At 70.8% G+C, this 23,137-nt stretch carries 20 protein-coding genes; 8 read left to right on the plus strand and 12 right to left on the minus strand.

Annotated features, from left to right (window positions below):
* Positions 1 to 6 precede the first annotated feature (6 nt).
* From ACFYNU_RS14590 to ACFYNU_RS14620, 7 genes are all read right to left on the minus strand, one after another.
* Positions 7 to 804, minus strand: coding sequence for a polysaccharide lyase family 7 protein (locus ACFYNU_RS14590; protein ID WP_356585535.1), 798 nt, complete (start codon positions 802 to 804; stop codon positions 7 to 9).
* A gap of 181 nt (positions 805 to 985) precedes the next feature.
* Positions 986 to 2,017 carry a D-2-hydroxyacid dehydrogenase gene (locus tag ACFYNU_RS14595; protein WP_356585536.1) on the minus strand — a complete coding sequence of 344 codons (1,032 nt, stop codon included), beginning with the start codon at positions 2,015 to 2,017 and terminating at the stop codon, positions 986 to 988.
* Positions 2,014 to 3,003 (minus strand): hydroxyacid dehydrogenase, encoded by a 990-nt coding sequence (locus tag ACFYNU_RS14600; RefSeq protein WP_356585537.1) that lies wholly within the window; start codon positions 3,001 to 3,003, stop codon positions 2,014 to 2,016. The genes ACFYNU_RS14595 and ACFYNU_RS14600 overlap by 4 nt, the downstream gene beginning before the upstream one ends.
* On the minus strand, positions 3,000 to 4,187 hold the full coding sequence (locus ACFYNU_RS14605) for a hypothetical protein (protein WP_356585538.1): 1,188 nt from the start codon (positions 4,185 to 4,187) through the stop codon (positions 3,000 to 3,002). Before ACFYNU_RS14605 ends, ACFYNU_RS14600 begins: the two co-directional genes overlap by 4 nt.
* A gap of 5 nt (positions 4,188 to 4,192) precedes the next feature.
* On the minus strand, positions 4,193 to 5,047 hold the full coding sequence (locus ACFYNU_RS14610; protein ID WP_356585539.1) for a carbohydrate ABC transporter permease: 855 nt from the start codon (positions 5,045 to 5,047) through the stop codon (positions 4,193 to 4,195).
* Positions 5,047 to 6,093, minus strand: coding sequence for a sugar ABC transporter permease (locus ACFYNU_RS14615; protein WP_356585540.1), 1,047 nt, complete (start codon positions 6,091 to 6,093; stop codon positions 5,047 to 5,049). Before ACFYNU_RS14615 ends, ACFYNU_RS14610 begins: the two co-directional genes overlap by 1 nt.
* A gap of 187 nt (positions 6,094 to 6,280) precedes the next feature.
* Positions 6,281 to 7,729 carry an extracellular solute-binding protein gene (locus ACFYNU_RS14620; protein ID WP_356585541.1) on the minus strand — a complete coding sequence of 483 codons (1,449 nt, stop codon included), beginning with the start codon at positions 7,727 to 7,729 and terminating at the stop codon, positions 6,281 to 6,283.
* 364 nt (positions 7,730 to 8,093) lie between these two features.
* On the opposite strand from ACFYNU_RS14620, the gene ACFYNU_RS14625 reads away from it, so the two are divergent.
* Both ACFYNU_RS14625 and ACFYNU_RS14630 read left to right on the plus strand, forming a co-directional pair.
* Positions 8,094 to 9,173 (plus strand): LacI family DNA-binding transcriptional regulator, encoded by a 1,080-nt coding sequence (locus ACFYNU_RS14625; protein ID WP_356585542.1) that lies wholly within the window; start codon positions 8,094 to 8,096, stop codon positions 9,171 to 9,173.
* 12 nt (positions 9,174 to 9,185) lie between these two features.
* Positions 9,186 to 9,827 carry a hypothetical protein gene (locus tag ACFYNU_RS14630; RefSeq protein ID WP_356585543.1) on the plus strand — a complete coding sequence of 214 codons (642 nt, stop codon included), beginning with the start codon at positions 9,186 to 9,188 and terminating at the stop codon, positions 9,825 to 9,827.
* Positions 9,828 to 9,848: 21 nt separating this feature from the next.
* On the opposite strand, the gene ACFYNU_RS14635 is transcribed toward ACFYNU_RS14630, so the two are convergent.
* From ACFYNU_RS14635 to ACFYNU_RS14645, 3 genes are all read right to left on the minus strand, one after another.
* Positions 9,849 to 11,126, minus strand: a complete 1,278-nt coding sequence (locus ACFYNU_RS14635; RefSeq protein WP_388766262.1) for a VWA-like domain-containing protein — start codon at positions 11,124 to 11,126, stop codon at positions 9,849 to 9,851.
* A 20-nt stretch (positions 11,127 to 11,146) separates the two neighbouring features.
* Positions 11,147 to 12,358 (minus strand): MoxR family ATPase, encoded by a 1,212-nt coding sequence (locus ACFYNU_RS14640; RefSeq protein ID WP_356585740.1) that lies wholly within the window; start codon positions 12,356 to 12,358, stop codon positions 11,147 to 11,149.
* Between the two features lie 121 nt (positions 12,359 to 12,479).
* Positions 12,480 to 13,913: a hypothetical protein gene (locus ACFYNU_RS14645; protein WP_356585544.1), complete on the minus strand. Its 1,434-nt coding sequence runs from the start codon at positions 13,911 to 13,913 to the stop codon at positions 12,480 to 12,482.
* Between the two features lie 375 nt (positions 13,914 to 14,288).
* Between ACFYNU_RS14645 and ACFYNU_RS14650 the strand changes: the two genes are divergently transcribed.
* The 6 genes from ACFYNU_RS14650 (at position 14,289) to ACFYNU_RS14675 (ending at position 21,002) form a co-directional block, all read left to right on the plus strand.
* Positions 14,289 to 15,110 (plus strand): endo alpha-1,4 polygalactosaminidase, encoded by an 822-nt coding sequence (locus ACFYNU_RS14650; RefSeq protein ID WP_388766265.1) that lies wholly within the window; start codon positions 14,289 to 14,291, stop codon positions 15,108 to 15,110.
* 196 nt (positions 15,111 to 15,306) lie between these two features.
* Entirely contained in the window at positions 15,307 to 16,641 is a 1,335-nt protein-coding gene (locus tag ACFYNU_RS14655; RefSeq protein WP_356585545.1) for an ABC transporter substrate-binding protein, read from the plus strand.
* Between the two features lie 11 nt (positions 16,642 to 16,652).
* Entirely contained in the window at positions 16,653 to 17,720 is a 1,068-nt protein-coding gene (locus ACFYNU_RS14660; protein WP_356585546.1) for a sugar ABC transporter permease, read from the plus strand.
* Complete coding sequence (locus tag ACFYNU_RS14665) at positions 17,717 to 18,583, plus strand: carbohydrate ABC transporter permease (protein WP_356585547.1); 867 nt, start codon at positions 17,717 to 17,719, stop codon at positions 18,581 to 18,583. The genes ACFYNU_RS14660 and ACFYNU_RS14665 overlap by 4 nt, the downstream gene beginning before the upstream one ends.
* A gap of 56 nt (positions 18,584 to 18,639) precedes the next feature.
* Complete coding sequence (locus ACFYNU_RS14670) at positions 18,640 to 19,692, plus strand: sugar kinase (protein WP_356585548.1); 1,053 nt, start codon at positions 18,640 to 18,642, stop codon at positions 19,690 to 19,692.
* Entirely contained in the window at positions 19,692 to 21,002 is a 1,311-nt protein-coding gene (locus tag ACFYNU_RS14675) for an alpha-glucosidase/alpha-galactosidase (RefSeq protein ID WP_356585549.1), read from the plus strand. Before ACFYNU_RS14670 ends, ACFYNU_RS14675 begins: the two co-directional genes overlap by 1 nt.
* 40 nt (positions 21,003 to 21,042) lie before the next feature.
* Here ACFYNU_RS14675 and ACFYNU_RS14680 read toward each other — a convergent pair whose 3' ends face one another.
* Together ACFYNU_RS14680 and ACFYNU_RS14685 are read right to left on the minus strand one after the other, a co-directional pair.
* Entirely contained in the window at positions 21,043 to 21,801 is a 759-nt protein-coding gene (locus tag ACFYNU_RS14680; RefSeq protein ID WP_356585550.1) for a dienelactone hydrolase family protein, read from the minus strand.
* Between the two features lie 389 nt (positions 21,802 to 22,190).
* On the minus strand, positions 22,191 to 22,793 hold the full coding sequence (locus ACFYNU_RS14685; protein WP_388766327.1) for a TetR/AcrR family transcriptional regulator: 603 nt from the start codon (positions 22,791 to 22,793) through the stop codon (positions 22,191 to 22,193).
* Positions 22,794 to 23,137 lie beyond the last annotated feature (344 nt).

A 23,137-nucleotide genomic window follows, 5' to 3' on the forward strand; every position in this document is an offset into this window, starting at 1 on the left:
CTTGGGTCAGCTGTGCTTGACGCTGACGTTGTACAGGGTCGTCTCGCCGTAGTTGCTCGTGTCACAGGGCGAGGAATTGCCGCAGTTCGCCTGGGTGTAGACGCCCGCCTTGAAGTATCCGGTGGTGAACTTCACCGGGATGGTGGTCTGGAGGACCCCGTTGTAGTACGCCTTGATGTTGCCGCCGCCGACGACGAACTTCGCCTCGAACTCCGTCCCGAGCTTGTAGTTGTCGGTGATGAGCTTGTGGTGGGTGTCGTTGTCCTTGGTGACGTAGAGGCTGCTGCCTTCGAGGCGGAAGACCGACCGGTCGTTGCCGTCATGGATCTGACCGGCCACCACATGGCTCTTGGTGGCGGGCAGCCGGTTGATGGCCTGGTCGATGATGAGGGTGTGCGTCCCCGAGGTGGACGACCAACTGGCGTTGGTCGCACCGTTGTTGGTCATCTCCCGCAGTTCCGAGCGCGGGTAGGACGTGTTCGTCGTCGTCGCCCCGTTCACGGCGGCGCGGAACTTCACCCCGTCGCACGCCGAGGTCGGCGTGAACCAGGGGGCGTTGTTGTACGAGGCGAGAGCCGGCTGCTTGATCTCCAGCGGCTGGGTGCCGGAGGCGTTGGGGTCGTCGACCGGCAGCTGGATCTTCCAGTTGCTGGTCAGCCCGAGCACCTTGGAGGGTGACGCGCACGCGGCCGACTCGGCCGCGACGGCCGTCGGTCCGGCGGTGAGCAGCGTCGCGCCGAGGCCCAGCGAGGCGAAGGCGCAGGCCGCCCGGCCGTGGCGGGTGCGGAGGGTGAACTTGTACATGTGCGACTCCTGTTCAGGAAAACGGTCGGTTGCCGAGCTGAGGGGGGTGGTTATCTCCTCCGTTCATGTACATGACAATCCTGGTGCCGGTCCCGTCGGCACCCGCATCAGGAAATCCGGGGGTCCGGCGGAGAGAGGCGCGGGCGGGCGGCCCGCACGCCCGCGCTCCCTCGTCCGCCGGTCAGTGCCATTCCGCCTTGTCCACCACGTTGACCAGCGGTTCACCGGCCATGAAGCGCCGGGCGTTCGCCAGGAACACGGCGAACCGCCGCTCGTCCGCGTGCGGACCCGCGCCCGCGACATGCGGTGTGATGAGGACATCGGGGCGGCGCCACAACGGGTGGTCCGCCGCCAGTGGTTCGGTCTCGAACACATCGAGCGCCGCCCCGCGCAGCCGCCCCGCTTCGAGCGCCGCCACGAGCGCGTCGAGCCGGACGGTCGGCCCTCGCCCGATGTTGACCAGACAGGCACCGGGCTTCATCAGGGCGAGGCGGCCGGTGTCCATCAGCCCCTCGGTGTGCGGGGTGTGCGGCACGGTCAGCACGACGAGGTCCGCCAGGGGGAGCCGCGCGTCGAGCCGGTCCGCCGGGTGGAGCCGGGTGAAGCCCTCGACGGGACCCGTACGCCGGGTGTCGACGCCCTCCACCTCGGTGCCGAAGGCGGCGAGCAGCCGCCCCACCTCCGCGCCCACGGCACCCACCCCGACCACCAGCGCGCGGCTCTCCGTGAGCGGCACCACGGAGCCGGGATCCCAGTCGGGTGCCCACCGCACGGCCTGCTGGTCACGCACATAGCGGGGCAGGCCCCGCGCCAGGGCGAGCACCAGCGCCAGAGTGTGCGCCGCCACATGGTCGGTGTACGTGTCGCGCATGTTGGTGACGACGACCGGGTGCTCGATCAGTGCCGGATAGTAGAAGCCGGGCGGCGGACCGGCCTGCGGGACCTGGAGCCAGCGCAGCCGTCCGGCGTGCGGCAGCAGCTCCGGGGGGAGGGTGCCGTACGCGGCGTCCGCCTCGGCCAGCGCCCGCGCCGCCTCTCGCGGTTCCTCCGGCCGCAGGACCCGGATGCCGGGCACCTCCCGCGTCAGCCGCCCCGCCCACTCCTCGGTCGCCGGGGCCTGCGGCGGCAGCATCACCAGGGTGTACGGGCCGGGCCCGCCGTTGCGACCGCCGTCCGTACCGCCATTCCGATTGCCGTCCGTACCGCCGCTCATGCCGCGAACTCCATTCTGTCGGCGGTCACTTCGTGCCGCAGCCGCTGCCCCCGTGCGTACCGGGCCAGTTCCTCCGCCATGGCCCGGCCCAGCCGTCTCCGCTCCGGCCCGAGATTTCCCGCGAGATGCGGGGTCACGACGATGTTCTCCAAGGAGAACAGAGGCGATCCGGCAGGTGGCGGCTCCGGATCGGTCACGTCGAGCGCAAAGAACAGATCGGGTCGGCGGGCCGCCACGACGGCCAGCGCCTCCTCGTCGATCAGCCCGCCGCGCGCCGTGTTGATCAGGGTGGCGTCCCGCTTCATGGACCCCAGCAGCCGGCCGTCGACCATGCGCCGGGTCGCGGGCAGCAGCGGGGTGTGCAGACTGACGACGTCACTCGTCGCGAACAGCTCGTCGAGGCCCGTGAGCCGCACACCGAGTGCCGCCGCCTCCGACGGGTCGGCGTACGGGTCGTACGCCTGGACACGTACCGCGTGCCGGCCGAGCAGCTGGGCCGTGGCGCGCCCGGCGGCCCCGAGCGAGACCAGTCCGACGACGGAGCCTGCGGTGCCCCGTTCGGCCTCCCGGGGTACCGGCGCGCGGGCGGCTCGGTTCCGCAGGACGTACCGCCAGCCGTGCTTCAGCGCGAACAGCACCTGGGCCAGGGTGAATTCGGCGACGCAGTCGGCGATGACCGACCCGGCGGCGCTGACCCGGACACCGCGCTCCCAGGAGTCGGCGGTGACGACGTGGCGTACCGATCCCGCCCCGTACAGCACCAGTTCGAGCCGGGGAGCGGACGCGAGCAGTTCCGCGTCGAGCCGGGGCGCGCCCCAGCCGGTGATCAGGACCTGGGCGGCGGCGAGTTGGTCCGGCGGCAGCCGGTCGGCCGCCAGATTGGGGCTGGGGACCGTGACGTACCGCTCGACGGCCGCACGCTCCTCGGGTCCGTACACGTCGTCGAATCGCGCCGGGTCCATGGCGTAGATACCGGTGAGCGTCATGCGGTCTCCCGTACGGCGGATCGCAGGGCTTCGAGCCGGGCGGACGACGCCAGCCCCGCGTGGTAGAAGCGGATGTCCCGCGCGCCCGCGGCGCGCAGTCCGGCGACCCGGGCGGCGAGTTCGCCCGGCGGGTCGTCGATGACCGAGATGTTGGCGACGATCGGGACGGTGGTGTTCTGCGCGGCGTTCTTCACCCGCGTCAGCGCCGCGTCCGGCTCGTCCCAGCACTTGAGTACGTACGCGTCGGCCGGCCCGTCGTAGCGGGCGAGTTCCAGCGCGCTGTCGGGACCCGTCGCCTGCGGGTTGTCCTCGGCCATCAGCAGCAGCTCACGCCCGCCCGCGACATCGGCGATACGGTGCGCGAGAGCGGTGATGACGGACCGGCGGTGGTCGAAGAGCCGCTGCGCGCGGGCCTCGCCGAGTGTCTCGGCCAGGGTCGGGGCGACGATGCGTCCCTCCCGCAGCTCCCCGTCGACGGCGGTACGGATGTCCCGCGCCAACTCCTCGGGATCCAGCCCGTCGGCCCGCTCGCCCGGGCCGTTCGCGAGCGCGGTCCGGCAGGACCCGCACAGGCAGACGGACAGCAGCGCGCGGCAGCCGGGGGAGAGGTCGGCCCCGTGCGTCTTCTCGTGGTGGCTGCCGTGCTCGAAGCCCAGCCAGCCGCAGGCCTCCAGCACCAGCGCGGGCACGTCGTACCTGGTGCAGACCTCCCGGGCGAGATTCACCGCGTACGCGGCGACGTCCGGGTGCGCGGGGCAGAGCGCGTACGGATACCGCTCGTCGTAGGCGTTGCGCACGGTCAGTTCGGGGGCCCCGGCGCCCAGGGCCGAGGAGTGCGTGAGCACGAGCCACGCCTCCGTGCGCAGCCCCGCCCCGGCCAGCGCGGCGGTCGCCGCCCCGAACCGGTCGGGCACCTCCACACCCCAGGAGGGGGCCGGCGGTCTCAGCCGCTGGCCTCGCCAGATGTCCGGCGACAGCGGGAAGTACGCGGCGGCGTGCGCGGCGTGGACGACCCGGTGGCGCGGATGGCGCGGGGTGATCGCCCGTACGGCGTGATAGCTCGCCTGGAGCGTCACCGAGCCGACTCCCAGCGCGGCCAGGTGCTCGGCGGCGGCCGGGTCGCCCACGATGTCCCAGGTGTAGGCGAAGACGCCGTCCGAGCCGGTTGGATTCGATCGGGTCACGCGGGTCACTCCTTGGTCGCGCCGGCCAGGCCACGCACGAAGTAGCTCTGGAAGAAGATGAAGACGAGCAGCATCGGCAGGAAGGAAATGGTCATTCCGGCCGCGAACCCGGTCCAGTCGACGGAGTGTTCACCCTTGAACGAGAGCATGCCGACCGCGAGATTCTGGAGTTCCGGCTGGCCCAGGGTGAAGACCAGGGGAATGTTGAACTCGTTCCAATTGGTGACGAACTGGAAGATCACCACGACCGCGATCACCGGTTTCGCGAGCGGCAGCACCAGCCAGAACGTACGCAGGAATCCGGCGCCGTCCAGCTTGGCCGCGTCGAACAGATCGGGCGGCACGCTGGAGAAGAACCCGATGAACAGCAGCACGTACAACGCTCCCGCCGCCCCGGACATCGCCAGGATCACACCGGCGCGGGTGTTGAGCAGCCCGAGCTGCTCCACGAGCACGAATTGCGGGATGATGATGGAGGCGACCGGAATGAACAGCGTCGCCACGATCGTGCGGTGCAGCAGCTTGCGGCCGGGGAATTCGTACCGCGCGAGGATGTAGCCGCACAGCGCCGACTTCACCAGCTCCACGAATGTGGGGATCACCGTGTACAGAACGGTGTTGTAGAAGTAGCGGGAGAATCCGGCGTTCACCCAGGCGCGGCGGAAATTGTCGAAGTTCAGCTGGTCGGGTATCAGACTCGCTCCGCCGGTGAACAGTCCCGTCTGTGTTTTGAAGGCTCCCGAGACCGTCCACAGGAACGGGTAGATCCACAGGAGCGAGACGACGAGGAGCAGCGGCAGCGTGATGAGATTGAGGCGATTTCCCCTGGCCATGGGGCGACGCCTGTCGTTGCCGGCCATCAGACTCCGTACTCCTTCCGGAGTTTCTGGGCGCGCCGGACGAAGAAGCCCTGGCTCATGACGATGAGGAAGGCGATGACGGAGAAGAGGAGAGCGGCGGCGGAGGCATAGCCGTAGGCGAAGGGCACGGTGCCGAAGGCCCGGTCGTAGATGAAGTACGAGACGACATAGGTGCTGGTGCCCGGTCCGCCGCCGGTGAGGGTGACGACGAGCCCGAACACATGCATGGCGTTGACCAGGCCCAGCAGCAGGATGACCACGGCCACCGGCTTGATGATGGGCAGGGTGATACGGGCGAGTTTCTGCCACTCCGTGGCGCCGTCGAGTTCGGCGGCCTCGTACAACTCCTCGGGCACGTTCTGGATGGCGGCCATCCAGTAGATGACGTACTGGCCGAAGACCTGCCACACCGAGATGAGCACCAGCGCGATCAGCGCGCTCCAGCGCGAGGCGAAGACGTCGACCGACTCGTCGATCAGGCCGACGTCCCGCAGCAGGGCGTTCAGGGCGCCGTTGGACGGGTTGAGCAGATAGGTGAAGACGAGACCGGCCATGGCGACCGGAATGATGAGCGGCGCGAAGAACGTCGTACGGAAGAACTTCTTGCCCCGCAGCCATTTCCGGGTGAAGAGCACGGCCGCTATCAGGGAGAGCGGAAGTTTGATCACCGTGGTGAGGACGGCGAATATCAGGGTGTTGGCGACCGCCAGCCAGAACAGCTCGTCGGTGAGGATCGAGCTGTAGTTGCCCGCGCCGACATAGTCCTCCACCGGGCCGCTGCCGGACCAGTCGAAGAACGAGTAGTAGACCGTGGCCGCCAACGGCCAGAGCGTGAAGCCCAGATAGAGCAGGAGGAAGGGCGCGAGGAAGAGCGCGACCCATATCCGGTTCCAGCCCTTGGCCCGCTCGCGGGGGCGCTCGCCGTCGGCCGGCCGGTCCTGCCCGCTGTCACGTCGCGGCCCTTTCCTCTTGTGCGGCTCGTCCTCGTGCGGCAGGGGCGTCGGCGCCCCGGCCGGGGGAGGTGGGGCGGTCCGTGCGGAGACCATAGAGAGTTCCTTGATTCCATATCCGGAGGGTGCGGAGGATCACCGGCGCGGGAGTTCCCGGTTCGAGCGCGATTCGCGATTCGCGATTCGCGATTCGCGATTCGCGATTCGCGATTCGCGATTCGCGGTTCGCGGTTTCCGATTCGCGTTTCGCGTTTCGCGTACGGCTCGGGCGGCGGTCGCCGGACTACTTCGGGTACTTCTCCTGCGGGTAGTCCTCGGTGTACTTCCAGTCCGCGAAGGTGTAGCAGTCGATCGACACCTTGAGTCCGGACGCCGCTTCCTTCTTGAGTTCCGACTCCAGAATCCGCTGGCGTTCGGCGACGAGCTTCTTCGCCTCGGGCGCGAGCGGCTTGCCACTGGTCAGGGCGGCGACCATCGCCTCGTACTCCCAGTTGGGCCGCTCCGAGATGGCCTTGACATAGGCGTTCGACTTGACGAGATCGGGGCATTTGCGTACGGCCACGGGGACTTCGACGCGATATCCCGGCTGCTCCGCGATCTTCATGATCTTCTGGATGGCCGGATCGTCGATGCGCTTCGCGTTGTCCGTGAAGGCGAGGGTCCCGAAGCCGGCCTTCAGATACTCCTTCGCGAAGTACCCGTCGGGCTCGGTCATCCACTGGAGGAACTTCCAGGATTCCGCCGACTTCTTGGTCTGGGCGCTCACCCAGTACTTGTTGCCGTCGTGCTGGCGGGCGAGCGCTCCGGTCGCGCCGCCGTCCGGAACGGGGCGCGGCGCCACGGTGTACTGGTCGGCCGGGAAGCCCTGGCTGTTCCAGACGCTGGGCACCCAGGTGCCGTCCAGATAGACGCCGGCCTGTCCGACGGCGAACTGCTGGCGGCTGAAGTTCTTGTCGTTGAGTCCCGGTGCGATGTACTTCTTCTTCTGAAGGTCCTGGATGTAGTCGAACGTCTTGAGCGCCTGCGGGTCGTCGAGGGCGAACTTGCCCTTCCGGAAGTCGAAAAAGAGATCCGTCGAGGCGCCCGACGCGAGCGCGTACCAGATGCGCTGGAGGTCAAGTCCCTTGTTGGGCGAGGCGATACAGGAAGCCTTCGTCCTGTCCGTGATCCGCTCGCAGGCGTCGGTGAGTTCCGACCAGGTGGCGGGAGGGCTGTCGGGGTCGAGACCGGCGTCCTTGAACACCTTCTTGTTGAGGAACATGTAGCCCGGACCCCAGTAGAGGTTCTCGGAGAACGGGAATCCGTATGTCTTGCCCTCGTGGGTGTTGATCCCCTCCACGAAGGAGCCCTCGGGCCAGCGGTCGGTGAAGGACTTCGGCACCTTGCCGTCGCCGTTCAGCGGCTGGATCCACTTCTGGTCGAGCAGTTGGGCCATGTCCGTCGGACCGGCCGGCCGCCAGTAGAAGATGTCCGGGCCCTGTTTGCTCTGGAAGGCGAGCGGCAGGGTCTTCACGTACTCGTCCTGGGATATCGACCGCCACTCGATCGCGGTGCCCGTCTCCTTCTCGTACTGGGCGGCGACCTTCTTGTGGAAGTCGGTCTGCTCCGCCGAGAAGTCCCAGACGGTGAGCGTGGCCGACGCGGAGCTGTCGCCGCTCGTGCCACATCCGGCGAGCGCCGTCCCCGTCAGGGCGAGCGCTCCCGCAGCCCCGACCCATTTTCTCCTGAGCATCACTGACCTCCAGCTGTCGTCCACGCCGGACCGAAGGGCCCGAGGTGCGGATGAGGCTAGGTGCGGGTTTCCCGCTGTGCAAGCGTTTTCACAAGATCAACTTAGCGAACCGAGTGGGTGCTTGTGTCGATGATGCTCTGAGCTGGCTTTATGTGAAGAGATGGCTGGTCGCGATGGTTCGCTGGTAGATTCGGGGAAACGTTTTCACAGAACGGTGAGTCGGTCGTGCACGGCCGGCGTACGGAAGGGGTGTGGGCAGGGCGCCCCGCCTCGGCATGATGGGATAGCGGCAACGGAATCGGAGGCGTCCTTGAGCAAGTCGCGGGAACGGACGGGCAGAACGAATGGGTCCGAACGGCCCCGGGTGACCATCCGAGATGTCGGCGCCGCCGCCGGTGTCTCGACCTCCACGGTCTCGCGTGTGCTCAACGGCACCGCCAAGGTCGACGCGTCGCTGGCCCGCCGTGTCCAGGACGCGGTGGCCGACCTGGGATACCGGCCGAACGCCGCCGCGCAAGGACTCGCGAAGGGCGAGGCGGGCGCCATCGGCGTACTGGTCCCCGATCTGGCGAACCCGTACTTCCCGGACGTTCTGAAAGCGGTCTCCCGCGCGGCCCGGGGCTATGGGCGCCGAGTCATGATCATGGAGTCGGACGAGGACGCGGCGAGCGAGTACGACCTCGCCCTCGACCTGATGCGGTCCTGCGACGGAGTGCTGCTCTGCTCGACCCGGATGGACCGCGCGTCACTGGCCGAACTCGCCCTCCACTCACGGCCGATGGTCCTGGTCAACCGGATGGCGCCCGGCCTGAGCACCCCTTCGGTCTCGGTGGACTTCTACGGCGGGATGGCCCTGGTCTGCGGACATCTGACCCAGCTCGGCCACCGCCGGGCGCTCTACCTCAGCGGCCCGGAGACCTCGTGGGCCAATGCCGAGCGCATCCGGGCGTTCGACGCGGCGGCGGCCTTCGGCCTGGAGGTGACGATCGTCCCGTGCGGTACGACCAGCCGCCACGGCCACCAGGCCGTCAGCGCGCTGGCCGACTCGGCGCTCGCCGACTCGGTGCCGGCCGACTCCGCGCCGGTTGACTCCGCGCCGGCCGGCCCCGCAGCGATCGGCCCCGGCTCGGGCGCCACCGCCATCGTCGCGTACAACGACCTCGTCGCGCTGGGCGCGATGGCCGCGCTGGAGGAGCGTGGCATCACCGTCCCCACCGGCATGTCCGTCATCGGCTGCGACGACCTCGCCCTCGACAGCCAGCTCTCCCCGGGCCGCCTCACGACTGTGTCCGGGGCCCGGAACCAGCTCGGCAAGACGGCCGTGGACACGCTGGAACTCCTCATGACCGCCGAGTTCGACGGCGAACCCGGCCTGATCCCGATGAACCTGATCGTCCGTGACACGAGCGCCCCGCCGCGCCCGTCCGCAGCGGTCTCGTCCTGAGGAGGCGGACCCATGGTGAGACCGGCGGTCGGAGCGGCCCCGCGCCGCTGTGCGGAGTGCTCCGGGTACGAGTACGGCGGCGCGCCCGCCTGTACGGCCTGCCGGGAACTGGTCGACGGCATCGTGGAGGACGAATGGTCCGACCTCCTGCGCCGGTGGGACGTCGCCCATGACCAGGAGGCCGCGCTCGCCGAGATGGTGGCGGCCGAACCCGACCGCCACGACTGGCGGGTGGTCGACGCCGCGCTCGACCGGCTCGACTGCGCGGACTGCGGTGACCGGCTCGGCCGCGGCCCCGTGGGCTGCTTCGCCTGCGACCGGGCCCACGGCTTCCGCTACGCCGCGATCGAGACGGACCGGCCGGGCGTCCCGAGGGGCAACGAGCACGCCGTCCGGGTCAACGTCTCCGTACTGCGCAGGCCCCATGTCACCTCCGCGAACGAACTCCTCGCACGGCGACTGCTGTTGCCCCTCCTCCTGATCGGGTTCCTGCCCACCACCGAAGAGGCCCAGCGGATGAGCGCCCCGATCAAGAGCGGCACCCGGACACAGGCCACCCACCTCGTCGAGCAGGTCGTCGAGCAGATCATCGAGGACGCGGCGGCGCGGCGGCACACGGGCCGCCGCGGTCCTCCCGGACGGGACGACGGCTGAGCCGAGCGCCACGGGCGTCGGCTATCCGATGGTCACCACGCGCGCCCACGCGGGCGGCGAGTCCGGCACATAGTCGGGATCGTCCTCGTTCCACGACCCGGTGGACCGGTCGAACAGCCCGACCACCGTCCGGCACGACGGCCGGCTGTCGGGCCACGGGGTCTGACCGTCCGTCAGGACCACGATGACATCCGGCCGATGGCCCTTCCGGAGCGCCCTGGCGAAGCCCGTACGCAGATCCGTCCCCCCACCGCCCACCAGCGGAATCCCGGCGGCCCGGCACAACGGGTGCACGATCTCCGACGCCGCGTCGCACGGCAGCACCGTGATCAGATCCCGACGGCCGCCCACGGCGCGGGAGATGGCGGCGACCTCGTGGAGCGCGCCGCCCAGTTCGGAGTCGCTGACCGACGCGGACGTGTCGATGATGACGGCCACCCGGGGCGGCCGGCGCCGCAGACTCGGCAGTACGGTGCCGGGCACCCCGGCCGAGCGCCGCGACGGTCTGCCGTACGTGTAGTCCTCGCCCGCGCCGGAGCCGGAGGTCGCCGAACGGACCGCCGCGCCCAGCAACTCCCGCCACGGCTGCGGCGGATGGAACGCCTCCTCCGCCCACCGTTGCCACCCCTGCGGCGCGTCCCCCGGGCGAGCCCTGATGCCCTGCGCCACCCGGAACCGGACGGCGTCCCGTTCCTGCGCGCTCAGGCCGTGCGAGCCGTTCGGCCCGAGGTCCCACCCCCGTGCCAGTCCGTCGGAGCCGCTGCCGCAGTCCAGCCAGGCCATACTCTGCGTATACGGACCGAGCCGGAACTGGCGCAGATAGTCCTCCATCAGCTCCCCCGACGGCAGTCCCAACGAGTGCGGCCCGACGGCGCCCTCGGGCCGTGCCAGCCCGTCCCCGAACGCGTCGTCGTTGATCTCGCAGTCCGCCGCGATGTTCATCCGCAGTCGCTCAGCCGGGCCGGTCAGCTCGTGTGCCCGCGCGATCCGGTCGCTGCGGCCGTGGTGGTCACGGAGCAGATGCGACACCTCGTGCACCCAGACCCCGGCCAGCTCCGCCACCGGTGTCCGGGCCACGAACGCCGGCGAGACGTAGCACCGCCAGTGCCGGTCGACGGCCATGGTCGGGACCTCGCGCGACTCCACGACATGCAGCGCGAACAGCGCGGTCGCCATGAAGGGCCGGACCCGGACGGCGTGCAGCCGGGCGGCGAACAGCTTGTCGAGGTCCAGCACTCCCGGCGCGCTCATGTCCACGTCCACGTCCACGTCCACGTCCGCGTCCGTGTCCGCGTCCATGCCCATCTCCGTGTCCGGGGTCATCGTTCCGCCCGCGCGGCCGACCCGGCACCGACCGCAGCCCGGTCCGCCCGCCGGGAGAGGGACACCGCCCCGGCGAGCCGGTCGATCGACGCCGGCACGTCCCACTCCTCCTGCCGCAGCGACGCGAGTGTGGTCGCCGGGACGACCACCAGATCCGGTGCCCCGGTCTCCATCGCCCGCACCAGCAGCGCCCACGCCGCGTCCCACCGGGACTTCTCCGGGCGCTCACGGACCGCACTCACCACACCGTCGAGGACCGCCTGGCGCAGATCACCGCGCTCGGGCAGGGCGGCGCCCGCCGGATCGGCGAGCAGCGTCTCGGGGTCCGGGAGGTCCATCCGGTCCAGGGAGGCCAGCAGTTCGAGCCCCGGACCGTCCCCCACCGTGCCCCTGACCAGCAGCGAGAGTACGTCCCGCGAGGACCCGGCGGCGGTCGCGAAGGCGATCAGACGCAGCGTCATCTCCCAGCTGCGCGGCGACGGCCAAGGGCCGCCCTGACGTGTCTCGTTGCTCGGCAGCCGGTGTACGAGCCCGGCCCGCGCGGCGAGCAGCCCGCACACGGCACGGCGGGCGAAGTCCACGGCCTCCGGCAGCCGCCGGGGATCCAGCCGTGGCAGGGTCGCCACCGGCCAGGTCCCCCCGAGGCCGCGCACCACCACGTCGTGATCGTGCGTCCAGCGCAGATGCACGAACCGGTTCGCCAGCGGCGGGCTCAGCTCCCACCCGTCGGCCGCCGAGGACCGGGGATTGGCGGCGGCCACGATCCGTACCCCGGGGGGCAGTTGGAGCGCGCCGATCCGTCGTTCGAGTACGAGCCGCAGGAGGGCCGCCTGCACGGCGGGCGGCGCGGTGGACAACTCGTCCAGGAACAGCAGCCCGCGCCCGGCCCGTACGAGTCGGACGGCCCAGTCCGGCGGGGCCATCGGGACGCCCTGCTCGGCGGGGTCGTCCCCGACGATCGGCAGGCCCGCGAAGTCGGAGGGCTCGTGCACGCTGGCGATCACCGTCGTCAGCGGAAGGTCGAGCGACGCGGCGAGCTGCGTCAGCGCGGCGGTCTTGCCGATGCCCGGCTCACCCCACAGAAGTACGGGCAGGTCGGCGGCCACGGCCAGGGTCAGCGCCTCCAACTGGATGTCGGGGCGCGGTTCGGTGGTCGTATCGCGCAGCAGGGCCAACAGGTCACCGGCCACGTCGAGTTCGGTGGGCATGGAAGGGGTGCTCGTGGACAAGTGGCATCACCTTTGGGTTCGTTGAGAAAGAGAGAAAGGAAGAGGAAGAGGAAGGGGTCAACACGGGGACCGGCAGGTCCCACGGCCGATCGGTCCCGCGTCAGCGGGTGGACACGTCACGTGGATGCGAGCGGAGATCGCGAGGACGTTGCTCACCTGGCCGATTGCGGCCGGACCTCGGGCCGGGGCCGACCAGCCCCGCCCTGAACAGGCCGTGGACGACCCGCCGTTGCGCGGCGGCCTCCAGCTCGTCGCGGAGAGCGCCGTCGCGCAGCAGTGCGTCGGGCCCCAGCAGACCCTCGACGACGGCCAGCGCACCGGCCGCGTCGCCGTGGTCGAGGCGTTCGCGGACACCGGGGAGGCAGTCGGGATTCCGGTGCGCCTCGTCGATCGCCCGCAGACAGGCGAGCGGAGTCCCGGTCAGCTCGGCCAGCAACTCCTCCCGCCGGATCTCGACCGGATCGTGGTCCAGCGGCGCCAGCACCCCGTCGACCAGGGCGATTCGGTGCGGCGCTCCCCGGCACTCCACGACGCGGGGTGCTCCCGCCGATTCCGATGTGCGCGCGGGACCCGGTGACCGCGTGTGGCCCGGTACGAGCGCCGCGGCGACCAGTGGGTGCAGCCGATCGGCCTCGATCGCACCGGCGCGGATCAGCTCCAGGTCGGGCAGTACCCAGGTCGCCGCGTCGGGCAGGACCGGCGGCGCGGGTGCGCCGCCGGTCCTGCCCGACGGCGCGATCCGCAGTACGGGCGGCCCGGAGCCGCCGTCCGTGACCAGCTCCAGGTCCAGCCGGCGCCGCGCCCGGAGCCGTACGGTGAACGCGCCGTCGGACCGCCCCTCGGCCCGGAGCAGGATCGCCGCCTCGTCGGCCCACCGGCCGACGGCGCAGCCGCGCCCGTCGGGCACCCGCTCCACGACAGCCGGGTCCAGCCACGAACGCCGCGAACGCCGCGAACGGCCTTCGCCGGAAGGTGAGTTGACGCCCGCCCGGACGGCCAGCTCGTCGGTCCTGCGCGCGTCCCACAGATGGCGGTGCAGATCGAGCCGGAACCGCCGGTCGGGACGGGGATGCGGATGACGGCGGGTACCGGCGTCGGCCAGGGAGCCGTCCCACAGCGCGAGGCTGATCCGCTGACCGGCGTCCGCCCAGGCGGGCGGAGTCCGGGCGACGAGGCTCACGGGCCCCGTGGCGCCGTCGTACCGGGCCAGGGCGACCGTCAGTCCCGGGCGCAGCAGACCGTCAGGCGCGATCCTCGGCAGATGCCAGCGCAGCAGGTCGGGTGCCAAGTGGCGGAGATCGGCCCGGAGTCGGGCCGCGATGTCACGACCGTGGGTACGCGCCACGGCACGCGGATCGACATCGACATCGATTCCCGCAGCGGCGCACGCCCCGGCCCAGTCGCCGACGAGGCGGCGGTCGGTCGCGGTCTCGATCATGGACGGCGGCACGGCGTACGCACGCACACGCGGCCAGAAGGAGGAGCGCGGGGAGAGGGAGGGGAGGGAAGTCCCGTTCGCGGATCCAGTGAGCATCAGCACTCACCTTGCGCGGACGGGTCCCCCAATCTGCGAGAGGAGAAGGTAGTCATCGCGGCGACCATAGCGCTCCTGACCCCGAACCGCCAGATCCTTTTCGCCGGACGCAACTCTCGCACCCGCCCTCGTACTTGCCCTCGCCCCCGGCCCGCCCCCGACGTCGGGGACGTCGCACTCTGTTGACACGACGAAGGTCCGCTCGCTTTACTCCTCACAACGTCGCAGCTGAGCGAGCAGAGCTGAGCACACGGCGCCAGAGGTACGCCTAGCCGGTGGACGGGCCCATGGGAGCCCGCAAGCCCGGACAGTGTCGCCAGGATCGCTCCAGGGTCCGAGGCGGGGACGTACCCTCCATGTTTCTGGAGCTCGACTGTGAGCATCACACGTGTCCGTTCCCGCCGGTTCCTCACCGGGGTCGCGGGCCTCGCGGCAGCGTTGATCACCCCCCTCCTCGCCTCGTCCTCCGCGGGCGCCTCGGCCGCCGCCGCGCCCCTTCCGCCGGTCCACGCCGGATTCGACTACCAGATCGGCGGCGCGTACCCGCCGCCCTCCGGGGTGAGTGTGGTCAGCCGTGACCGCGAGGACTCCCCGGCGGCCGGGATCTACAACATCTGCTACGTCAACGCCTTCCAGGTCCAGCCCGACGAACTGGACGAGTGGGCGCCCGACCTGCTGCTCCGCGACGCCAACGGCGATGTCATCATCGACGAGGAGTGGGACGAGGCCATCCTGGACGTCAGCACCCCGGCCAAGCGCGACCGTATCGCCGCCAAGGTGAACGGCTGGATCGACGGCTGCGCGAGCAGCGGCTTCCAGGCCGTGGAGCCCGACAACTACGACAGTTACGAGCGCAGCCGGGGCCAGTTCGGCTCCACGGCCGCCAGGGAGTTCATCACCCTGCTCTCCCGGCACGCGCACGACAAGGGTTTGGCGATCGGTCAGAAGAACACCGCCGATCTCGCCGAGTTCCGCGACGACACCGGGCTCGACTTCGCCGTCGTCGAGGAGTGCGGGGAGTACGAGGAGTGCGACTCCTTCACCGAGTACTTCGGTGACAACGTGATCGTCATCGAGTACACGGCGGGCGGGCTCGCGACCGCGTGCGACGGCTGGGGGGACCGGCTCAGCATCGTCCGCCGTGACCTCGACGTCCTGCCCGCGGGCAGCAGCGGCCATCTCCGCCAGACCTGCTGACCAGCTGACTCGCTGACCCGCTCACCCGCCGCTCGTTCGCCCTTCCACGAAGGGCACTTCACCCGGCCCGGTGCGGCACCGCCGTACACGCACGCACCCGGCCGGGTCCGAACCCTTCCCCTCGGAGCGCTGTCGCCGTCGCGCCCACCGTGGTGCCGGACGCCGGGCGCCCGACGTACGAAGCATGGAGGTGCACATGGCCGTCGACCGCCGCGTCCCGCCCCGCGTGTCCCGGCGCGGGATCCTGCGCCGGGGCTCCGGACTCGCGCTCGCCGCCGCCGCCGTGCCGGCCACGGCGGCCGGCTGCGCCGGGGGAGCCTCCGACGGCGTCGGCGCCGACGGACGGGTCACGATCGAGCTGTGGCACGGTCAGACGGACACCGGCCGCGCGGCGATCGAGGCCCTGGTCGAGGACTTCAACCGGACGCATCCCAAGATCCGCGTCGACGCCGGCGGCGGTGTCATCTCCGACGCCATGCTCCAGAAGATCACCGCGGCGCTCGCGTCCGGTTCCTTCCCAGACGTGGCGTACATCTTCGGCTCGGACCTCGCCGGCGTCGCCCGCAGCCCCTCGGTGGTCGACCTCTCGGAGACGGTCCGCTCCGGACCCACCCCGTGGAGCGACTACTGGGCGCCGGCGCGCGAGGCCGTCACCGTCAACGGCCAGGTGCGGGCGGTCCCCGCCCTTCTCGACTCGCTCGCCGTCGTCTGCGACAAGAAGCTCTTCCGCGAGGCCGGTCTGCCGCTGCCCCGAGCCGGCTGGACCTGGCAGGAGTTCACCGACACGGCCGCCCGCCTCACCGACCGCAGGCGCGGAATCTTCGGCACCGGCTGGCCGGGAGTGGGGGACGAGGACACCGTGTGGCGGCTCTGGCCCATGGTGTGGGACCTGGGCGGTGATGTCGTCGCGCCGGACGGGAAGTCGATCGGCTTCGCCACGACCGGTGTCCGGGCACTGGAGACCGTCGAAGCGCTGGCGCGGGCGAAGAGTGTGTACGTCGACCCCAAGACCGGCAGCGAGCAGATGTACCAGGTCTTCCTCTCCGGACGTATGGGCATGGTCGTCACGGGACCGTGGCAGCTGCCCGACATCCGCGACGCGGGGATCGACTACCACGTCGTCCCGCTCCCCAGCTACAGCCGTAGGCCGATGACCATCTCCGGACCCGACACCTGGACCGTGTTCGACAACGGCCCGGCCCGGGTGCGGGCCGCCCGTACCTTTGTGACCTGGCTGGCCCAGCCCGCCCAGGACGTGCGCTGGGACATCCAGGCCGGCAGTCTGCCGCTCAGCCGACGGACCCAGGCGCTGCCCGCCTGGCGGGCCCAGGACACGCGGACCGAAGGTCTCGCGGTGTTCACACGGGCGCTGGAGACCGCGCGGGTACGGCCCGTGCACCCCGCGTATCCGCAGATCTCGCAGGCGCTCGGCCAGGCCATCGCCGCTGTGCTGCTCGGCAGATCCAGCCCCGCCGACGCACTGCGCCGGTGTGCCCGTACGGCCGACGCCGCGCTGCTCATCCCGCGTTGAGGAGACCCACCATGGCGAGACTGCCCACACCGCTCACCCTCCCGGCGCGGGACGGACGCGGCGACCGCACCCGGGACGGACGCCGGGACCACGCGGACCGCGCCGCCGGTCGAGGCGGAGGCGCGCGGGATCCCGGCCGGCCGGCCGCACCGGGCTCCGGCCGGCGCCGCTCGCCGCTGCGCCGTGGCGAGACCGCGACCGCCTGGGCGTTCGTCACGCCCGCCGTCCTGATCATCCTCGGGCTGAGCGTCGTCCCCGTCGCCTGGTCGGCCCTGCTCTCCTTCCAGGCGTCCGACCTCGTCACCCCCAGCCGCTGGGTCGGGCTCGACAACTACCGCGCGCTCAGCCAGGACCCGAACTTCCATCAGGCCGTCCGCAACACCCTGCTCTACACGGCGCTGTACGTGCCGCTGAGCATCGGCCTCGGCCTGGCGCTCGCCCTCGTACTGAACCGGCGTATCCGGCTCGTGGGGCTCTACCGGACCCTGATCTTCGTGCCGTTCGTCATCTCGGCCACGGCCCAGGGCGTGCTGTTCTCCTTCATCCTCGACCCGGAGTTCGGCGCCGCCAACTCCGTACTGAACTCACTCGGCATCTCCCCGCAGGGCTTCCTCACCGACCCCGGCCAGGCCCTGCTCGTCCTCGTCGCCATCTCGCTGTGGAGCGGCACCGGTTTCTGTGTCGTGGTCTGTCTCGCCGCGCTTCAGGACGTCCAGCCGTCCCTGATCGAGGCGGCGCGCCTCGACGGCGCCGGGCGATGGCAGCTCCTGCGGCACGTCACCCTGCCCGCGATGAAACCGGTGAGCGTGTTCCTGCTGGTGTGGCAGACCATCAACGCCCTCCAGGTCTTCGACCTGGTGTACGTGACGACCAAGGGCGGGCCGCTCGGGTCCACGACCGTGATCGTCTACTTCATCTGGGAGCAGGCGTTCAAGAACTTCACCGCCGGTTACGGCGCGGCGGCGGCCTATCTGCTCGCGGTCGCGCTGGGCCTGGTCACCGTGGGTCTGCGCCTGGTCCGGGGCCGTGAACAGCGGCGCTCCGCACGCCCCGTGAACCTCGAAGGAGCCGGTACATGACCGTCACCACCGCACCGGCCGCCCCGCCGACCCGGCGCCGGGGACTCGCCCGGCTGCCGTTCAGCGCCTGGCATCTGCTGCTCGCGCCGCTGGCGCTGGTCTTCGCGATCCCGCTGATCTGGCTGGTGCTCAGCTCCGTGATGAGCGACGCCGAGATCAACCGCTTCCCGCCCGCCCTGTGGCCCTCGGGCATCGACCTCGGCGGCTACCGCTATGTCCTCGGCAACGCCATGTTCCCCCGCTGGTTCGCCAACTCGCTGATCGTCTCGGTCGTCGCGGTCGCGTCCAACCTGCTGTTCGGCGCACTCGGCGGCTACGCCTTCGCCCGGATGCGGTTCGCCGGGTCCCGGCTGCTGTTGGGGCTGATGCTCGCCACGATGGCGATCCCGTTCCAGCTCACGATGGTCCCCACCTTTCTCGTCATGAAGCGCCTCGGTCTCATCGACACCCTGGGCGCGCTGATCGTGCCGTCGCTCGTCACCCCCTTCGCGGTCTTCCTGCTGCGGCAGTTCTTCCTCTCGCTGCCCAGGGAACTGGAAGAGGCCGCGTGGCTGGACGGCTGCTCACGGCTGCGGGTGCTGTTCCTCGTCGTCCTGCCGATGTCGAAGCCCGCGCTCAGCACCGTGGCGGTGCTGACGTTCCTGACCACCTGGAACGACCTGACCTGGCCGCTGATCGCCATCAACCACGACACGCAGTACACGTTGCAGCTCGGACTCACCACGTTCCAGGGGCAGCACCACACCAAGTGGGCCGCCGTCATGGCGGGCAACGTGATCACCGTGCTGCCGGTGCTGATCGCCTTCCTCGTGGCGCAGAAGTCCTTCATCCAGTCCATCACCTCCTCCGGGCTCAAGGGATGAGACCGGACCACCTCGCGCATCTCTCCACACACCGCCGCGTACTTCAGGGAAGCCGGATGCCGCACAACTCACCCCGCACGCACGCCCCGACCACCTCTCGCGCCTTCGATCTGCTGGTCGTCGGGGACATCAATCCCGATATCGTCGTCGGACCGCTCGACGCGCCCCTCGCCTTCGGCCAGCGCGAACAACTCGTCGACAGCGGGCTGCTGACGCTCGGCGGCTCCGCCGCGATCATGGCGTGCGGCGCCGCCAGGCTCGGACTGAAGGTCGCCTTCGCCGGACGCGTCGGGGACGACGAGGCCGGGCGGTTCGCCGTGGCGGCGCTGGCCGCGCGGGGCGTCGACACCGGCGCCGTACGGATCGACCCCGCTCTGCCGACCCCGCTGACCGTCGTGATCACGCGCGGCGACGAGGACCGTACGATCCTCACCTCGCCCGGCACCCTCGCCGCCACCGGCGCCGACGACGTACCCGACGCGCTGCTCGGCGACTGCCGGCATGTGCACGCGGCCTCGTACTTCCTGCTGCCGCGCCTGGCCCCGGCGCTGCCCGGACTGTTCCGTACGGCACACGACCGGGGCGCCACCACCTCGCTCGACACCAACGACGACCCCGCCGGCACCTGGGACCAGGACGGCTCACCGGGGCTCGGCGCACTGCTCGCCGTCACCGACATCCTGCTGCCTAACGCGCGCGAGGCCCGCGCGCTCGCCGGGCTGCCCGACGACACGCCACTGGACGCGGTCGCCGGTCGACTCGCCTCGCGCGGACCGCTGGTGGTCGTCAAGGACGGCGCCGACGGGGCCCTCGCCCACAACGGCCGCTCCCCGGTCCGTACTTCCGGCATCCCCGCCCGCCCGCTCGACACGGTCGGCGCGGGCGACAGTTTCGACGCCGGCTTCGTCGCGGCCGTCCTGGCCGGACGCTCGACCGCCGACGCGCTCGAACTCGCCGCCGTCTGCGGTGCGTTGTCCACCCGCGCGTACGGCGGCACCCCCGCCCAGCCCACCTGGGACGAGGCGTACGAAGCGTACGAGGCCCACCAAGCGCTCGCCGCCGCGGCGGCGGCCCGCACCACCACCCATCGCAACGGAGCCACCCTCTGATGAGCACCACCAAGATCGCCTTCATCGGCGCCGGAAGCGTCGTCTTCACCCAGGGGCTCCTGACGGACCTCTTCGCCTTCCCCGAACTCCGTGACATCCACATCGCCCTGCACGACATCGACCCGGAACGGCTCGCCACCGCCCACGGCGCCGCCCGCCACATCGCCGGCCGCAGCGGTGCCACCCCGCGCGTCACCGCCCACACCGACCGCCGGGAAGCCCTGGCAGGCGCCCGGTTCGTCATCAACATCGTGCAGGTCGGCATGGGCGGCTCGACCCGTACCGACTTCGACGTCCCCGCCGCCCACGGCGTCCGCCAGACCATCGGCGACACCCTCGGCATCGGCGGCATCTTCCGGGCCCTGCGCACCTTCCCCCTGCTGAAGGCGCTCGGCGCGGACATCGCCGAACTGTGCCCCGACGCCTGGCTGTTGAACTACACCAACCCGATGGCGATGAACGTCCAGTACCTCACCGCCGCCACCGGTCTGACCCGGGTCGTGGGCCTGTGCCACTCCGTCTACTGGACCCTGCGCGACCTGTCGGACCTGCTCGGCGTGCCGTACGAGGAGGTCACCTACCGCGCGGCCGGGGTCAACCACCAGGCGTGGCTGCTGCGGTTCGAGCACGACGGCGCCGACCTCTACCCCCGTCTCGACGAACTCATCGCCGCCGAACCCCAGTTGCGGCGCCGCGTACGCGTCGACATGTACCGGCGCCTCGGCTACTACCCCACCGAGACGAGCGAGCACTCCGCCGAGTACGTGCCCTGGTATCTGCACCACGACAGCGAGATCGAGCGGCTGCGGCTGCCCGTCGGCGCGTACCTCGGGATCGTCGACGAGAACGTCGCCCTCTACGAGAAGACCCGTGACGCGCTCGCCGCCGGCACCCCGCTCGATGTCGAGGGCACCATGGAGTACGCGCCCCAGATCATCCACAGCATCGTCACCGGCACCCCCAGGACCGTCTACGGCAACGTCCCCAACCACGGCCTGATCGACAACCTCCCGGCCACCGGAACGGTCGAAGTACCGTGCCTGGTCGACGGGTCGGGCGTCCAGCCGACCCGCGTGGGCGCGCTGCCCGCCCAGTGCGCGGCGCTCAACCGCAACTATCTGAGCATGAACGACCTGGTCGTCAGGGCGGCCCTGGAGGACGACCCGCGCTCCGTACGGCAGGCCGCGATGGCGGACCCGGCGACCGCCGCCGCACTGCCCGTGGAACGTATCTGGGAGCTGTGCGACTACATGGTGCGCGCGCACGGCGAACTGCTCCAGCCGTCACTACGGGCCACCGGCCTGCTCTGACCGGCGCGACGGTCGCCCCCTCGCACTCCTCGTTCAGGAACTACAGGGCGCGGCCCAGCAGATCCAGCAGCGCCACCCAGTGCCGCTCGGCCGCCTCGGCGTCGTACGACGCGGTGTCCACCTGCGTGTAGCCGTGGTGCGCGCCCGCGTACACCTCGGCGCGGTGGCGGACGCCGGCGTCCGTGAGGGCCTTGTCGAGCCGGTCGATCTGCTCGGGGGGAAGCGTGGCGTCCTGGTCGGCGTGGCCGAAGTACAGCTCGGCGGTGATCCGGTCGGCGCCGAGGTGTGGGCTGTCGGGTGCGTCACTGGCGAGATACGCGCCGTGGAACCCGGCCATCGCCGCGACCCGGTCCGGGTACGCGGCGGCGGTGCGCAGCGCCAGACCGGCCCCCATGCAGTAGCCGGTGATGCCGACCGGCCCGTCGGTGGTGCGGGGGTCGGCGGCCAGCCGGTCGAGGTACGCGCCCGCGTCCCGGACGCTCATCTCCGGGGTCAGCGACCGCAGATGGGGGAGCAGGCCCTCGAAGATCTTCGGTCGCTGGTCGTCGCTGATGAACGCGGGCAGTTCCGCCAGTGGTGCCCGCCCGGCGCGATAGAGGACGTTGGGGACCAGGACGGTGTAGCCGGCCGCGGCGATCCGGTCCGCCATGGCCTTGAGGCTCGGGCGCAGCCCGAAGGCGTCCATGTAGAGCAGGACGCCGGGGTACGGGCCGCCGGACTCGGGCTGGACCAGATAGGCGTCGGCGGTTCCGTCGGGGGCGGGGAGGTCGACGGACGATCCCTGTACAGCGGTGGTCATAGGTGTCTCACTTCGTGGGTTGAACGGTGGTCCGGGTGGTCCGGGTGGTCCGGGTGGTCGAGGCGGCTGGGGCCGGCGGGTTCGCCGGGGACAGGCGCACCACCGACCCTTCGCCGTTGGCGAAGAGAAGAGGAGAACCGTCGGGGGCCGCCGCGAGGCGCCCGCGAAAAGGCTCGGCGAACCGGGCATCCCGCAGGCGAACAGGGCGAACAGGGCGAACAGGGCGACTTCGGCACTGCTTCGGGGACCTGCCCCGGTCGCCTCGGGCGGGGGTCCGACCGCCGGATCTCTACATCGACCCTACTCTCCCCGGTGATCGGGACGACGGCCCGCGGGGTGCGGTGCTCGGCGTCCACCGTGAACGGCTCCGGTCGTCGCCGTACGCACGCCTACGACGCCGCACGAGGCGTGACGGGCGCGGTGAGCAGGCCGACGATCGCGTCCGTCAGCGCGCCGGCCGTGCGCGCCCACGACGAGCGCGCCGGTGCGGCGCCCTCGGCCAGTGCGTACTCCCGCTCCGCGCAGGTGTGGGTGATCAACTGGCGTGCCATGTCCGCCCGTTCGGCCCGTACGCCGACGGGCATGTCCGCCACGCAGTGGCGGAGCCCTTCGAGGGTCCGCCGCAGAGAGGTCCTGACGAGGGCCTCGTCGATGCTGATCGCGCGCAGCAGCGGGTCGTTCATGACCTGGACGCCGAAGCGGGCCTGCCAGGACGGGATTCCGAGCGAGGCGAGATGTTCCGCCACCGGGCGCACCAGACAGCCCACCCAGTCCCGGATGTCGTCGCTGTCGCCGGCCTCCGCCAGGTGCCGCCCCCGGATCAGATCGATCTGCTCGCCGTGCTTCCAGAGGATGGCGCGGATCAGACCGGCCCTGCCGGTGAAGTGGTAGCTGACGGCGGCGACGTTGCCCTGGCCCGCGGCCTCGCAGATCTGACGGTTCGACACGGCCGACAGCCCGTGCTCGGCGAAGAGCCGCTCCGCCGTCGACATGATCGCCTCACGGGTCTCCGCGACACGATCGGCCCGTGTGGTCCTGCCGTGTCCGACGCTCACCGCTGGCCTCCTCGAACTGGTGCCGGTGCGTGGGTGTTCAGCTGTCCGGCCGCTCGCCCCTCGGCCTGTCGAACCCCTCGACTCAGCGCAGTCAATCCGAGATCGAATAGCGAGTCAATCGACTGACTTAATACAAGCCATGGGCCGACTTGATCTACGCCTCCGCCCCGGCCGGACCGTTCGCACGAAGGTCGCATTGCCTGTGCGTTACGAGGAGTTGACGGAGTGTCAATCGCGTGTCGCGGCCATGACATCACCCCGGAATCGCTTGTTCCGCCCAA

The organism is Streptomyces sp. NPDC006643 (assembly GCF_042870175.1).
Lineage (GTDB): Bacteria > Actinomycetota > Actinomycetes > Streptomycetales > Streptomycetaceae > Streptomyces.

Bases quoted from the DNA above. Each gene is read 5' to 3' on its own strand.
- ACFYNU_RS14630 (WP_356585543.1), top strand. From the start codon at position 9,186: ATGGTGAGACCGGCGGTCGGAGCGGCCCCGCGCCGCTGTGCGGAGTGC.
- ACFYNU_RS14635 (WP_388766262.1), bottom strand. From the start codon at position 11,126: ATGGACGCGGACACGGACGCGGACGTGGACGTGGACGTGGACGTGGAC.
- ACFYNU_RS14590 (WP_356585535.1), bottom strand. From the start codon at position 804: ATGTACAAGTTCACCCTCCGCACCCGCCACGGCCGGGCGGCCTGCGCC.
- ACFYNU_RS14645 (WP_356585544.1), bottom strand. From the start codon at position 13,913: ATGCTCACTGGATCCGCGAACGGGACTTCCCTCCCCTCCCTCTCCCCG.
- ACFYNU_RS14610 (WP_356585539.1), bottom strand. From the start codon at position 5,047: ATGGCCGGCAACGACAGGCGTCGCCCCATGGCCAGGGGAAATCGCCTC.
- ACFYNU_RS14685 (WP_388766327.1), bottom strand. From the start codon at position 22,793: ATGTCGACGGCGGAGCGGCTCTTCGCCGAGCACGGGCTGTCGGCCGTG.
- ACFYNU_RS14615 (WP_356585540.1), bottom strand. From the start codon at position 6,093: ATGGTCTCCGCACGGACCGCCCCACCTCCCCCGGCCGGGGCGCCGACG.
- ACFYNU_RS14670 (WP_356585548.1), top strand. From the start codon at position 18,640: ATGCCGCACAACTCACCCCGCACGCACGCCCCGACCACCTCTCGCGCC.
- ACFYNU_RS14655 (WP_356585545.1), top strand. From the start codon at position 15,307: ATGGCCGTCGACCGCCGCGTCCCGCCCCGCGTGTCCCGGCGCGGGATC.
- ACFYNU_RS14665 (WP_356585547.1), top strand. From the start codon at position 17,717: ATGACCGTCACCACCGCACCGGCCGCCCCGCCGACCCGGCGCCGGGGA.
- ACFYNU_RS14620 (WP_356585541.1), bottom strand. From the start codon at position 7,729: ATGCTCAGGAGAAAATGGGTCGGGGCTGCGGGAGCGCTCGCCCTGACG.
- ACFYNU_RS14680 (WP_356585550.1), bottom strand. From the start codon at position 21,801: ATGACCACCGCTGTACAGGGATCGTCCGTCGACCTCCCCGCCCCCGAC.
- ACFYNU_RS14640 (WP_356585740.1), bottom strand. From the start codon at position 12,358: ATGCCCACCGAACTCGACGTGGCCGGTGACCTGTTGGCCCTGCTGCGC.
- ACFYNU_RS14660 (WP_356585546.1), top strand. From the start codon at position 16,653: ATGGCGAGACTGCCCACACCGCTCACCCTCCCGGCGCGGGACGGACGC.
- ACFYNU_RS14675 (WP_356585549.1), top strand. From the start codon at position 19,692: ATGAGCACCACCAAGATCGCCTTCATCGGCGCCGGAAGCGTCGTCTTC.
- ACFYNU_RS14595 (WP_356585536.1), bottom strand. From the start codon at position 2,017: ATGAGCGGCGGTACGGACGGCAATCGGAATGGCGGTACGGACGGCGGT.
- ACFYNU_RS14600 (WP_356585537.1), bottom strand. From the start codon at position 3,003: ATGACGCTCACCGGTATCTACGCCATGGACCCGGCGCGATTCGACGAC.